At 63.7% G+C, this 13,653-nt stretch carries 9 protein-coding genes; 4 read left to right on the top strand and 5 right to left on the bottom strand.

Annotated features, from left to right (window positions below; genetic code table 11):
• Window positions 1–40 precede the first annotated feature (40 nt).
• Together CLV47_RS11360 and CLV47_RS11355 are read left to right on the top strand one after the other, a co-directional pair.
• On the top strand, window positions 41–1,024 hold the full coding sequence (locus tag CLV47_RS11360; protein ID WP_170111042.1) for an SseB family protein: 984 nt from the start codon (window positions 41–43) through the stop codon (window positions 1,022–1,024).
• Window positions 1,021–1,422: a hypothetical protein gene (locus CLV47_RS11355; protein ID WP_106349154.1), complete on the top strand. Its 402-nt coding sequence runs from the start codon at window positions 1,021–1,023 to the stop codon at window positions 1,420–1,422. The genes CLV47_RS11360 and CLV47_RS11355 overlap by 4 nt, the downstream gene beginning before the upstream one ends.
• Here the strand turns inward: CLV47_RS11355 and CLV47_RS11350 are convergent.
• The 5 genes from CLV47_RS11350 to eccCa form a co-directional block, all read right to left on the bottom strand.
• Entirely contained in the window at window positions 1,419–2,096 is a 678-nt protein-coding gene (locus CLV47_RS11350; RefSeq protein ID WP_106349153.1) for a hypothetical protein, read from the bottom strand. The two genes, CLV47_RS11355 and CLV47_RS11350, sit on opposite strands and share 4 nt — an antisense overlap.
• The gene (gene eccE, locus CLV47_RS11345; protein ID WP_146135366.1) at window positions 2,093–3,586 is read right to left on the bottom strand and encodes a type VII secretion protein EccE; all 1,494 of its coding nucleotides are present in this window, start codon (window positions 3,584–3,586) and stop codon (window positions 2,093–2,095) included. The genes CLV47_RS11350 and eccE overlap by 4 nt, the downstream gene beginning before the upstream one ends.
• A gap of 99 nt (window positions 3,587–3,685) precedes the next feature.
• Complete coding sequence (locus CLV47_RS11340; protein ID WP_106349151.1) at window positions 3,686–5,767, bottom strand: hypothetical protein; 2,082 nt, start codon at window positions 5,765–5,767, stop codon at window positions 3,686–3,688.
• A 39-nt stretch (window positions 5,768–5,806) separates the two neighbouring features.
• Window positions 5,807–6,382, bottom strand: coding sequence for a hypothetical protein (locus CLV47_RS11335; protein WP_106349150.1), 576 nt, complete (start codon window positions 6,380–6,382; stop codon window positions 5,807–5,809).
• A gap of 229 nt (window positions 6,383–6,611) precedes the next feature.
• Window positions 6,612–10,583, bottom strand: coding sequence for a type VII secretion protein EccCa (gene eccCa / locus CLV47_RS11330; protein WP_106349149.1), 3,972 nt, complete (start codon window positions 10,581–10,583; stop codon window positions 6,612–6,614).
• Window positions 10,584–10,709: 126 nt separating this feature from the next.
• Here eccCa and eccD point away from each other — a divergent pair, with 126 nt between their 5' ends.
• Both eccD and eccB read left to right on the top strand, forming a co-directional pair.
• Window positions 10,710–12,101, top strand: a complete 1,392-nt coding sequence (eccD, locus tag CLV47_RS11325; RefSeq protein WP_106349148.1) for a type VII secretion integral membrane protein EccD — start codon at window positions 10,710–10,712, stop codon at window positions 12,099–12,101.
• A gap of 3 nt (window positions 12,102–12,104) precedes the next feature.
• On the top strand, window positions 12,105–13,532 hold the full coding sequence (eccB, locus tag CLV47_RS11320; protein WP_106349147.1) for a type VII secretion protein EccB: 1,428 nt from the start codon (window positions 12,105–12,107) through the stop codon (window positions 13,530–13,532).
• Window positions 13,533–13,653: the final 121 nt, after the last annotated feature.

Genomic DNA, 13,653 nt, shown 5'->3' with positions numbered 1-13,653 from the left:
GCGACCGGAAGGGCCCATCGTGGTCCGATACGCTTTGCACATGGAGAACTGGATGCCCACCAGCCCATTGGAAGTAGCCCTCGGCGAGGCGTATGAGAGGGAGGACGACGGCCCCGCGCTGGCGTTGTTGCGCAGCGCCGAGCTGGTCCTGCCCATTACCAAGGCCGCGTTCGACGGTGATGAGCCGCCGGAATGGGCGACGTACACCGACGAGCACGGCGGCACCCATGTCGTCGCTTACACCTCTGTAGAACTGATGCAGCAGGTCGGCGGTGACCGATTCGGCCATGGCCGGATCACAACCTTTCCCGGGTTGGCGGCCGGGTGGCCGGACAATCGCTGGGGGCTCGCCGTCAACCCCGGCGTACCAGTGTTTCTGACCATCGACGCTGCAACCCTCGCGCAGTGGTCCGCGCTAACACTTGAGCAGCAACAAGAGATCTTTCCCGATGCGCCGGTACCTCTCATGCAGAAAGTGATCGGCGTCAATGATCTGTTCGACCTCTTCACCGTGCCGATCACCCGAATCTCGGGCTACGTCCATCAACTTGGTGACGTCCTCGATGTCCCCACACCCGGCGCCCTCGTAGAAGCGCTCGGAATCATCAACCCCGCCGAGTTCATCTTCAACAACGGTTCGATCAACCTATTGCGCTGGCCTGCGGTAGCGAGCGATCTTTATCGCATCCCGTTCGGCGGGCGGGATGCGGCGCAGTGCGCAGCCGTCGATGGCTGGGTCGTCGAGGAAGAGCCGTTTGTCGGCCTCGGTTTCGCGCCTAACCCGAATTCGACCGTCGTCGAGTTCAAGGTCACGGCGCTGGAATTGCCACACGGTGCCGAAGTTTGGGAGTTCGACCGAAACGGTGACGAACACCGCCGTGCGATCTACAGCGCGGACACTCGAACCTGGTACATGGTGCGGGCAGTTGCGGACCCGCCGCAAGAAGATCCTCCGGGTCCGCCGCGGATGCGCGTCCCAGATTCCGTCTCTGCCGTGAAACTCGACCCGCGGGAAACCTCATGAGCGCGCCCTTGTCGGCGTACGTTGCGCGATACGACGGTGAAGAGTTCCGCTGCGGGCTTTACCCGTCCGACGACGGCCTCGAAGTTCGTCTATACAGCCCGACACCGCGCTTCGGCTTCGATGAGATCGGCGACGGGACCTACGTGCAGCCGGTTGACGCAGACGAGTGCGACGTCATCTACTACAGCCTGGCACTGGCTCAATGGCGCGGTCTCGACTGCGCGATCTGTGCCGAGCGCGATGACACTGTGCAGGTGGAATACCTGGGCGGGCTCGCTCCCAAGGCGGCCGAATACGGCTTCGATCGCATCGAACGAGGAGTTTATCGACGCTGGGTGCCAGCGATCGAGATTCGCGCACGCCGGATGCACTCGACGTTCATCAAGTCACCCGATTAGCGACGTTCGAGGGTGCCGATCATCCACTTCTCAACCGATGTCATCGACAGGTGCACAAAGTGCACTTCGTGTCGGCTCACGACCGCCAGCTGTCCATCCGGGATCCGACCCAAGGTCTCCGGCGGCTCATCGATGGCCAGCTTCCGCGTCACAAGCGTTGCTTCGGCCATCGACAGCGATTGGGCAAACACGGTGTCGGCGTGGGCCAGTGCCTCGATGTTCCATTGCGACACATAGTCGTACGCCGACAGGACCGCAGACCAGTCACCACCGTTCGACAATTCACCTGCGATCCCGGAGTCACTGTCAACGATGAGTAGTGCCGGGCGGTTCGGCGTACCCCGTGGTACGTCAGCTATCTCTGGCACGCAGCGGATCGAAGCAGTACTCCCGGCCGAGATCCGCACAAAGGACTCCCATGCGGCCGGCCGTTGTGTCTTGACAACAACCGATGCGCTCAGACCAAGCGCTCGAAAAGCCAGCAGCTGCAGGAACTTCAGCCCGCCGATCGATACGTAGTTGCGCGGCTCGCGCTCAAAAAAACGGACCGCGACCGAAGCGCCGTGCTCGTCATTTCCGACGATGAGGCCCGCCCCGCCGAGTGACAGGTGCAACGCAGCGGCGGTCTCGTCATCGGCAACCTGTACGCCGATTTGAGTGGGCATCGAAATCATGCGGCGAAACCTCCCAGCGGTACCGAGGCTCCGATCCCGAATATCTGTTCGCCATCGAGTCGCTGGAGCTGTGCGCCGCAGTCTGCGGCCGCGCGCATCAGGTCCGCGCTCACCCTCGCCGCCGCTGCCGCGTCGACCGCCAGAACTCGGACGGTGGCTTCCAACTCAAGCTCGGATCCGGACCGACGGGCCGCGATTCCAATCGTGGTCGCCAATGTCGGCACCGTCGACAATCTGTCGACGAGCCTCGAACCGGTCTGATCGGCGAGGTTGGGCCAACCAAGCACCCTGTACGACGTGTGCACGCCGGATCCGGCACTCCAGGTCGTCCAGTCTTCGGTGATCGCAAGGTTCTGAGCATCGATCGCGCCAGACGAGGGATTCAACATCGCGAGGAACTCTGCGACCGTCTCGGTGCGGCTCAGTATGTTGACAGACAGCTTTGATTTACGCAGCCTGCGCCCGAGCCGCCGAACGGCGTTGACGAGCGCGCCACGCATCTGAGCGCCGGTGAACTCATCAGCGGTGTGCTGCGCTTGTAGCGCAACCCACACTCGTCGTTGCGCCGGTATCGAGACGCCATTGAGTTCCGCGTAGGACTTCGCGGCCGCATCCTGCTCGCCGGCCATTCCGGGCGCGGGCGTCGTATGTACGACGATCTGTGCCGAGACAAGCGGTCCGTCATCGTCAGTGGGCAGCAGATCGTTGAGTGGAGGTAACGGTGAGGACTCCACGATCGACTGCGACGTAAGAGAGGTGTTGTCCTGTCCGGGTTCCAGGATCGCGGTGAATCCGCCGGCATGCGACACGATCGCCATTTCATCGTCATCGATCTCAACGGTCTCGATCTTCGCTCCTCGCACAATCGATGCGAGTAACGTGTCTGCATCGCCTGGCGCGCCGGCATACGAACGTTTCCGGGTATGGAATCGGGCACGCAATCCCAACCACTGATAAAGCCACCGGCCGTTGACCTTGACGGCAGTCACGAGGACGGCCGCAATCGCGATAACGGCCACGGGGATCAAGACGGCTAACGGCTGGCGGTGCGCGGCGAGCAAGCCGAATGCGGCACCCTCCCACGTCATGATCTGACCGGCATGGACGCCGAAGTACCGAGCACGATCACGTCGAGCGTGCGGACGCAACTCATCGCGAACTGTAGGGGGCACCGACGGAGCCGTCGCTGCGAGGGCGCGCGCCTTCGCCTCGGCGTCTTGCTCGGACTCCGCGGCCGCGCGCTCGCGCGCCTGGGCGAGCGCTAACGCGTGCTGCTCGGCCACCGCTTTGGTCCGGGCGCGTGCCCTCGCCTCTTCGGTGACGTCGAACTGGGTCAGGTTCTGCTCTCTGGATGCGCTGCGCGCCGGGGGTGCGATCACCGCCGCATCGCTCGAGGTTGCCGCCGCTCGGCCGAGCCAATCAGCGGAAACCTGCCGCCCGCCGATGACGCCACCCGGAGCGCTCGTGGCAGGTGGGACCTGAGGGCTCACAGAGGCCGCCGCATCACCAAACTGCCCGGAGGTTGGACGTTGTGCTGGGTCGCTTCGCTGATCGCCATCTCGCGATGGCGGATTCGGTGACGTCACCGGCTATCCGAGCCGGCCAGCGCCGAGTGCGGGTCCACTGCGCTTGACTGGACCGCTCTGCGCGGCGGGCTCAAGCACGCCTCGCCCTTCCTCGCGAATATCGAACAACTCATGGTCGCCCACGATACCGCCGTACGGCGCCGCGGCTTCCTCGTCCCTGCGCCGCATATCCATCTTGCGCTTCTCTTCTTTCGACATTTGACTGCCGCGAGGGGCGTTGAGGTCAGCAGGTTCTGCCGGTCGGCCACCCAGACTGCGACGAAGCGCCGCACGCGCGCTCTTGAGCGTCTCAGCGCGGCTCAGCCGAGGGGCAGCGCGTCCGCCGAGGCCTTCGGTCGGAGTTGGTCTGGTCGGTGTCTTCATCGCGGATTTGGCGACCTTGTCGCCTCGACCCGCAAGACTTTTCGGTACGCCGCCGCGGCCCGGCATCCCCGGACGACGCGCTCCCGGTGCCCCGGGTTCTCCAGATCCAGGGACTCCGGGACGGCCGGGCTTCGGGCCGCCAGGCTTGCCCTGTCCATTACGGCCGGGCAATGACGGCGGCGCGCCTCGACCGTTGCCGGGCCCGCCGGGGCGTGGGCCACCGCCGCGTCCGGGAAGGTTCGGCGCAGGGGCGCTAGGACGGCTGGGCGCGCCGGTCCCGTTACGCCCACTCAGCGACGGTGACGATGGCCGTGCCCCGGGCGGGCCACCGCGACCCATGCCACCAGGTGGCGACATCGGGCGCGCGCCACCTGGCACGCCGGGATTACTCGGTGCGTTGACGTTCGGTGCCGCCGGCGGCACGCCGCGACCGGCCAGCGCGTTGGGTACCCCGGCAGCGTCACCAGTGGCACCGGCGGTCCCGCTGAGGTTGGGCGCCGCCGGCGCGTTTTGGTTGGCTTGAGATAGGTCGGGGGCCGCTGGCGCCGGCCCCGAACTGGTTCGATTCCCTGTCGCCGTTACCGGCATGACGACATTCGGTGCCGCGGGCATATTGGTGTATTCGTTGACCGAGCCCGGGAGCCCCTCGGGACGCTGTCCGGCGGTCAAGCCATCCGGGAGCGAAGGCGGCGTCCCGTTCGGACGCATCATCCCAGCCTGGCCCAGGTTCGGTGCCTGCGGAGGAGCGCCCGTCAAATTACCTGGCGCCGCGGGCGGCGCACCGGGAGCGGCTCCCGGTGCCCCAGGAGGGGATCCGGGCGGGCCGGGCAGTTGAGACCGCATTCGGCCTTGGGCGTCGCGGATCGCCTTCTCTGGCGTGACCGCGTTAGTCGGGCCCCGAAACTTCGGTGCCGTCGTCAAGGCCATGAACGCCTTGTCGTATGCCGTCGATATCGGCGTCATGATCTCATCGCGAGACCGCTTCGTGTAATGATCGAGGTTCTGCCCGACGAGATCACGGCCGTTTTTGTCGTAGAAATCGACGGTGCTACCACCGGAACCCATCATGGAGTGCGTCGTATGCGTATCGAGGCCGCGGCGGTCGGCTACTTCTTGCTGCGCGTCGGTAGGGCTGGACGTGTAGACGTCCTTGCCGCTCATCCTTGTGTTCGACGGGCCTTCCAAGATCTCCTGATCAGCATGCGCCAATCGATAGTCGGCCATGAACTGATCCCATAACCCACCCTCGCGGGTCATGGCGTTCTTCGCATCCCACACGGCGCTATACAGCGTCCACAAGGCGTCGCTGTTTGTTCCTGCCATCTTCTGCCATTCGCGGATCGAGTACGTCGATTTCCCGACGTACTCGAAGAACACGTCCTTGGCGTCCGGCGAGTCCCAACTCGACTCAAGGTGCTTGCCATTGGTGACGAGGTCCGAAGCTAGCGTGTCGAACGCATCATGCAGACTGCCCCAGGCCGTCGCGGCCTCATAGATTGACTGCGGATCCTCCGCCGCGATCGCCGGGTAGTGCCGGTTGATGTCCGTGCTGCCCGGGTCGAGTTGCGACTTTTGAGCATCCGCAGGAGACGCCTTCGCCATCTCCTTGTCCCAGTCTGGAGTGTCGTAGTGCGCGTTCTCCGGGTTGGTATACGACCCGTAGTCTGACGGAGCCTCGTAACCGAAATTCTGGTTGGACTTGAGCCAGGCATCATCGCTCATGTCAATCCACCTTCATAGCTGCGTCGATCGGGCACGAGACTACTTTTCCTCCGGGTCCTTGCCCCAGACCTTTCGCTCCCCGTTTCCGTTGTTTGCGTCGCTCGTCTGATGCGCAGAAGCGTCGTTGTAGGCTTGCCCACCTTCGGTTTGGTTGTCTTTCTCGTAGCTGTCCGGGGTCATGTCGTCGGCAGCGGGCAGCTTGCCGTCCTTGGTCTGGTTATCGGGATTCTTACCGTCCTTCTCCGCCTGCTTCTGGAGGGCGTCCTGCGTAGTCTGGTCGCCCTTCTTTGGGTTGAAGGTGTCGGCAACGACGTTCATCCCGGCCTCTGAGTCAAGGTCCGCCCCGATGTAGTTCGCGCCGATAGTCACCGCGCCCTGCGAAAGAGCACCGACGCCCATCGGCAGGTCCTCCATTAATTGGTTGAACTGCTCAATGACCGAGCGATAATAGGTCATCGCGTTCTGGCCCCCTGGGACACCGCACATGCCCATTTTGGCGCCCAGCTGGCCGATAGGAGTACCAGCGGCGTCCATAAACGTAGTCATCGACTTCCCGGTCGCTGTCGAGAAACTCATAAATTTGTCAGTCTCGGCGAAGATCGATGATCCACCCATGGTCTGCAACTCTCCTCAAACAGCTAGCGTGTATGTCACTGACGTGGCACCGGATTACGACGGCCCGTAGCCCAGCGCACGTTCCCGCTCGTCGCAAATTATTTGAACTGCCACGTCTTTGCCACATTCAAGCCTGCCATGATCTGGCCGATCACGTCGACCGAAACAGCAGAATTTACGATCACGTCACTTGCTGGTCATGCGCTAAATTCGCGGCTCGCGAAGGCGCTCACGACTCCTCAAACTCCTGCGGTAGGTAGGCAAGCTGAATGAGCCTGGTCCCCTCCTTGCGAGTGACCAGATACCCACGGCCCACGGGTAGCGCCTGCGGACGCACATTGCCGATTAGGGCGCCTTCGTCACGGTCACCGGACATCACGATGCCCGGGACCGCTAGTTCACGCAGACGCATGAGGGTCTGCTCGTAGAGTGCCCGGCCGGCGCCGCCGCTGCGCCGCGTGAGAATCAGATGCAGGCCGACATCGCGCGCCTGCGACAGAAACTCGACCAAGGACGAGACCGGGTTGGGGTTGGCGGCCGCGACGAGGTCGTAGTCGTCGATGAGGAAATACAGTTCCGGACCGCTCCACCAGCTTCGGTTGCGCAACTGCTCGGGGGTTACGTCTGGCCCCGGCAGCCGGTCACGCATGACACCGCACACCTCGTCGATGATGTCCGCAGAAGTCGGCGCGGAGGTCCCATACCCGATAACGTGCTCGGTCGTGAGCGCGCCGAGAAGGCTACGTCGGTAGTCGACGATGATGATCCGCGCTTCGTCCGGCGTATAGGTATCGACGATGCGCTGGCCGATGGCCCGCAACAGCGCGCTTTTGCCGACCTCGGCGTCACCGAACACGACGAAGTGCGACTCACTCATGAGGTCTGCATATACCGGGCCAAGATCGTCCTCGGAAATCCCGAGGGCGATTCCGCGATTGCGATCGGGCGGGACATCCTGGTAGCGCACCATGTCCGGAAGCAACCGCACACGAGGCGCGGCAGGCCCCTGCCACGCGCCACGAATGTCGTCGACCAGCACGCCCACGCCATCGCTCAGATCCTCGACGTTCTGCACCCCGTCCACGCGCGGAAGGCCAATCAGCATGTGCATCTTGTCGTCCGTGATGCCGCGTCCGGGTGCCTCTTGGGGGACATTCATCGCGGCGCGCCGGTCGAGCACCGAGTCGCTCGGATCGCCGAGGCGCAGCTCGATGCGGGTGCCGATAAGATCGCGGATCGCCGGTCTCAAGTCCATCCACCGCGAGGCGGCGATGACCACGTGGATTCCGAATGCCAATCCACGGGTCGCCAGGTCGGTGATCCGCGCTTCAAGGTCCTCGAAGTCGTTGCGCACCGTAAGCCAGCCGTCAACGAACAAGAACACGTCGCCGAAGGCATCCTCGGTGAAGTCACCGGCCCGCATCCGGCGTCGATAGCTACCCATTCCATCGATTCCGTGTTGGCCGAACCGAGTCTCCCGCTGGTTGAGCAGCGCATGCAGCTCGGCAACGGTCCGGCGTATCTGCGCGATCTCGTTACGCGACGACACGGCGCCGACGTGCGGCAGTCCACGCAGCGAGCCGAGCGAGCCACCGCCGAAGTCGAGGCAGTAGAACTGCGCTTCTCGAGGCGTGTGAGTCAATGCGAGGCTGCACATTATCGTGCGCAGCGCCGTACTCTTTCCGCTCTGCGGGCCCCCGACGACAGCGACGTGGCCGTTTCCGCCCGCCAGATCGATCCGCATGGTTTCGCGGCGTTGCTCGAGCGGTCGGTCGATCAGGCCGATGTGTGCTTGCAGCGCCCCTTGCAGATCGGGGTTTGACACGGTGATTCCGCGCAGTTCGTCGCGCACGAGCGACGGAAGCAACTGATCGAGCGTGGGCGGTTCGGCCAACGGGGGTAGCCACACTCGGTGCGCTGGCGGCCCCTGGCCCTCAACGCGCTCGACAAGTACGTCGAGCAGGCTCTCGCCGACCGATTCGTCGGGATCGACAACCGGCTCCTCCTTAACCTCGTCCTCGTCGATCGCCGGGGCGAGGTACTGCGTGTCGTACGTCATCACAGTGGGGCCGGAGCCATCCGACGTGGCGATAGCCGAACCGGTCGCCCGCCGGTAAACCCCAGACACGTACGCCGCCCGGAACCGCGTGAGTGGGTCGGTGCCGTACTTCATGTAGCCGTGGCCCGGCGCTCGCGGCAACTCGAAGGCATCGGGCGACCCGAGGACGACACGGCTCTCCATAGCCGAGTTCGTGCGCAGACTGATGCGGAACGACAAGTGGGTGTCGAGGCCACGCAGCCGCCCCTCTTCCAGTCGTTGCGACGCCAACAGAAGATGTACGCCGAGCGAGCGGCCGACTCGACCGATTTGCACGAACATGTCGATGAAGTCCGGCTTGGCTGACAACAGCTCACTGAACTCATCACAGATGATCAGCAGACTCGGCATCGGAGCAATGGGCGCACCGGCCATCCGCGCCTTCTCGTAGTCGCGCAGCGAGGAATAGTTGCCAGCACTGCGCAACAGCTCTTGGCGGCGTAGCAGTTCTCCATTGATCGCGTCCGTCATCCGGTCGACGAGCGGCAGTTCGTCAGCGAGGTTGGTGATCACGGCGCTTGTATGCGGCAATCGGTCGAGCTTGGTGAACGTCGCACCGCCCTTGAAGTCGACCAGCACGAAGTTCAAGGTCTCGGAGTTGTGTGTGGTGGCCAACGCCAGCACGAGCGTGCGCAGCAGCTCGGACTTGCCAGATCCGGTCGCTCCAATCAGCAGACCGTGAGGGCCCATCCCGTCTTGCGCGGACTCCTTGATGTCCAGTTCGACCGGCTGGCCCTCCGGTCCGATGCCGATCGGGACCCGGAGCATGTTGCGATTGGCCCGCGGCTTCCAATGGTCTTTGACGGCGAACTCGAACGGATCGCCCATCTCCAACAGATCGGCCAGGTCCAGCGCCGTACTCATCGCCTGTTCGCCAGTCGCACCTACCGAAACCCGTAGCGGCGCCAACTGACGGGCGAGAGCCTCGACGGCAGGTCCGCTCAAGCCGTCCGCACGGCCGATGTTGGTCTCGGCATCTTTCGTGATGCTGCGCATCTTGCCGTCAGCGGCAATGTCGAGCGAGAGCGTCGCGTTGTCGAGCAACCTCGGCGGTGGATTGCCCAAGTCGATGATCGTCACACCCTCGACGCCGCTATCGACCGTCAGATGACTCGACCCATCAGTCTCGCCGTTGTCGATGACGACGACGAGATGCTGTCCAGCGATCTCGGTCGCCGGACCGTTGGGATTAAACCGGGGTCGCGCCGCAAGCATGTCGTCGAGCATCGCCTCGAGCGCGGGAATGCTAGGCGCGATCAGCCGCATATTGCCGAGCGCATCAATTCGATCGGGATGCAGCCCATGAGGCAACCACTTCGCCCACTCCCAGTGCGGGCGCTCATCGTGTCCCGCGCATATCGCGACCATGATGTCGTCCGGCGAATGATGAACGGTGAGCTGCGCGATCAGCGCGCGGACCAGGGCGCGTTTACGCTCGTCCTCTCCTGTCAGGTAGACGCGGCTAAAGCCGTTGATCGCCATCGCGATGGGCAGGTCCTGCACCGTCGAATACGTACGCACGAACCGCCGCAGGGCCGAGGCGCACAACGGCTCCAGCTCGTCCAGTGGCTTCGTCTGCGGCGTAATCAAGGGCGTAGCTAGCGACTGTGGCCCGATTCCAATACGGACGACGCCGAAGTCCGCATCGACTTGCCGTCGCTCCCAGAGCCGATGACTCGCCGCCGTCACCCACAGCGCGTCGGGATCAGGGTGCCGGTAAAACATCGCGATTCGCTGCTGCTCGGCCGTGCTGCGGACTTTCCTTCGGTGCAGCGACAGATGCCGCATGTATGCGCGACGGTTAGCGATCATCTCCTTCTTGCTTGGACCGCCGGAGTTGTTCATGAATCCCATCGCGACCATGCCTAGAGCCGAGACGCCGAACATGCCGCCCATTACGTAGCCGAGTGGGCCGCTGCTGCGGCTGCTGAACATCAATGCCATCGCACCGGCGCCTGCCAACATCGGCAACACCATGAGCATTTGAGTCCAGCCTTTGCCTGCCGCGCTGGGGATCTCCGGAGGTGGATCGATGACCACCTCGCCGGAAGGAATCTCTGGAGCATCGCGGCGTGGCTGGCGACGAACAATGACCGTGCTCAAAAGTACAAATCTCCCAGGTTGCGGTGCCCATGCGTCAGGTACTGCTGATGGAGCCACTATCGTAGCCAACGGAATCAGCTAACGGACCGGCGTAAGCACACCGGAAAAAACACAGGACTTAACCACGTGAGCAGAATTGCCGGAAGCGGACTCGCGCGAGTGACGGTGGCTTCACCGCGACGTCGAGTCGACGTCGCTCTACCCGAATCAATTGTCGTCGCCGAGCTTCTGCCCGGATTGTTGCGGCATGCTGGCGAAGGCATGGCCGATGACGGTCAGGCTCATGGCGGCTGGGTGCTCAGGCGCGCCGACGGCGCCCTGGTCGATCCGAGTCGTTCGCTCGGCGTACAAGACGTGCGCGACGGCGAGATTCTGCACCTCGTTGCGAAGCAGGCCGAGTGGCCCGAGATGGATTACGACGATGTCGTCGACGCCATCGCGACCGGCGCCCGCAAACAAAGTCGTGCATGGTCCGGCGCCGCCACCCGGTTGGCCGGTATCGCCGTCACATGCCTCACCCTGCTCGTGGGACTGCTACTCATCATGCTGAGCGGTCCGTCCTGGACGATGCCGGGCGCGGTCGCGCTGGTGCTTGCCGTAGTACTCCTTGTCGCAGCGGTCGTACTCTCTCGCGCGATGAGCGATGCCGCCGCCGGTACGCCGATCGGCGTGGTTGCGATGCTCTACGCATTTGGCGGCGGGCTGGTGATCCTCGGCGGTGAGAACCCCTTCAACGCACTCGGGTCCTCGGAGTACCTCGTCGCGTCTGCCAGTCTCCTTCTGCTGTCGTTTCTGGCATACGTTGGCGTCGCGAACCAGACGCAGTTCTTCGTAGCTGGAATGCTCATCGGGTTGATGGGAATTATTGCCTCAGTCCTTACTCGCGCCTCGTATATCGGCCCGTTTGACTCGGCCGCGATCATCGTGACGGTGGTGATCGCGTTCACCCCGATCTACCCGATACTCGCGATTCGGCTAGGGAAGCTGCCCGTGCCGGCTCTCCCCACGAGCACCGAGGACCTCCTCGCCGATCCGCCGCAGGTCCCGCTCGATCGGGTGCACGCGACCGTACGCCGCTCCGACGAGATTCTCACTGGCTTGCTGCTGGGAAGCAGCGTAGTGCTCGTCGTCGCGCAGTTCGCGCTCGTCAAGAGCGCGCTCACGAGCGCCATCATCCTCACGCTCGTCGTCGCGTCCGCGTCACTGTTACGAGCGAGGCTGTTTCCCGCCGCACGGCATCGCATCCCGCTCCTGTTCTCGGGGCTCGGCGGCATGACAGCGGTCGCCCTCGGTTCGCTCGCCGCGAGTGATACGTTCCGGATTTCGGTGATGGTGCCGATCCTGGTCGTCGTCGCTGGACTCGTGCTGACCGCCGGAATCTACTTCCAACGCCGACAGCCGACCCCCTACTTCGGCCGCATAGCGGACATCCTCGACGTTTTGCTCGTCATCGCGATCGTGCCAGTGATGTGCATCGTTGTCGGTCTCTACGGTTATCTCCGCGGACTGTACGGCTAACCCATGGCAAGCAGACGCGATCTCTACCAGTCGTACCAGTTCATGATGCAACGACTGGTATCTGGAATTGTGCTGCGCGAAACCGATCCGCCTCAAAGTCCGCTCCGGCGGATGGGCGGCGCCGCGTTCGCGAGCGTGATGATCGCGATCCTCAGCCTTGCCGCGGCAGGGGTAATCGGAGTCATCAAACCTGGCGGAAACACGACCTGGAAAGACGCGAATAAGGTCATCGTCGAGGAAGAGACGGGCACCCGATACGTCTACATCCCTAACGACCAAGGGGTCAAGGAGTTACACCCGGTCCCCAACCTCGCCTCGGCCGCACTCCTCGTGAGTACAAAGGACGTCATATCCGTCTCGCAGAACTCACTCGCCGGCACCCCGCGGGCCGCACGCATCGGCATCGCGAATGCGCCGGACTCACTGCCCGCAGCCGAATCCATGTTGACCGGTCCGTGGACCCTGTGTTCGCTTCCTGCAGCGACCACGAGCGGCGAAGAGGTCCCCAACACCGCTCTGGTCGTGGGTCGCGAGAAGTCCACAGGCGTGCCGATCCAATCTGACGCCGTGCTGGTGCGCGACACCGAGACCAACACGCTGCACCTGGTCGTGGATGGGCATCAGTACCCGATCAAGCAAGAAGACGCCGTGCTCGAGGGTCTTGGCCTCCGTAATGCCCCGCAAGTACGCGTCGGCACGGCGTGGCTGAGCGCTTTGCCTGCCGGTAAGGACCTCGAGCCATATCCGGTCGCGAATCGCGGCGCGCCCTCAACTGCGCTGGCCGGCGCGAAGATAGGCGAAGTTCGGGTCGTCGACACCGGCAGCAGCAAGCAGTACTACGTCGTACTGGCCGACAAGATCAGGCAACTGACCGCGGCGGAGGCGCAAATAACACTCGCGGATCCCACCCTCAGCCAGTCCGTGTATGCCGGCGGCCCCGCCGTCGCCCTTGCGCTCAGCGCCGCCGACGCCAATAGTGCCCCACGGCAGAAACCGCCAGCGAACGATCCGGCGGACCCGCCGGCCACCGCGCCGACGATGGCAAACGTGTCATCTGAACGCTCGACGATGTGCGCGTCATTCAAGAGCCAGAAAGGCGTGCCGGAGGTCGCAGTCCAAGCAACGGTCGAGGGGGCCGAACTGGCGCCGGCGACACCTCGACGCACTCAAGACGGCGCGGTCCTCGCTGACCGCGTCCTCGTCAATGGCGGAAGTGCGGCGATCGTCGAATCGATGCTGTCGCCCACCGCGAACACCGGCCCGAAGTTTCTCGTCACTGACGAGGGTAAGAAATACGCTCTCAAGGACACCGCCGCCGTCCAAGCATTAGGTTACGGAGACGTGAAGCCTGTCCAGATGCCTGCATCGCTCGTGGCGCGCATTCCATCTGGACCATCGTTGGACAGTGACGCCGCGCGGCAGCCGCTCTAGGCGACGGTTAATTTCGACGATTGCGGAACGGGACGGATCAGCACCGCGTCCACTACGTGGCCGAGGTGAACTTCTGATGAAACGCCTCGAATTATCCAGCGAGGTTCGATACGTTTAGTCG

Source organism: Antricoccus suffuscus (genome assembly GCF_003003235.1).
Classification (GTDB): Bacteria; Actinomycetota; Actinomycetes; order Mycobacteriales; family Antricoccaceae; genus Antricoccus; species Antricoccus suffuscus.
The sequence above is the reverse complement of the archived record's forward strand: the minus strand, read 5'-3'. Positions and strand labels throughout refer to the sequence as shown.

What these genes read in the sequence shown, in the direction of transcription:
- CLV47_RS11360 (WP_170111042.1), top strand. Translation starts at nt 41, where the DNA reads ATGGAGAACTGGATGCCCACCAGCCCATTGGAAGTAGCCCTCGGCGAG.
- CLV47_RS11355 (WP_106349154.1), top strand. Translation starts at nt 1,021, where the DNA reads ATGAGCGCGCCCTTGTCGGCGTACGTTGCGCGATACGACGGTGAAGAG.
- CLV47_RS11350 (WP_106349153.1), bottom strand. Translation starts at nt 2,096, where the DNA reads ATGATTTCGATGCCCACTCAAATCGGCGTACAGGTTGCCGATGACGAG.
- CLV47_RS11340 (WP_106349151.1), bottom strand. Translation starts at nt 5,767, where the DNA reads ATGAGCGATGATGCCTGGCTCAAGTCCAACCAGAATTTCGGTTACGAG.
- CLV47_RS11335 (WP_106349150.1), bottom strand. Translation starts at nt 6,382, where the DNA reads ATGGGTGGATCATCGATCTTCGCCGAGACTGACAAATTTATGAGTTTC.
- eccB (WP_106349147.1), top strand. Translation starts at nt 12,105, where the DNA reads ATGGCAAGCAGACGCGATCTCTACCAGTCGTACCAGTTCATGATGCAA.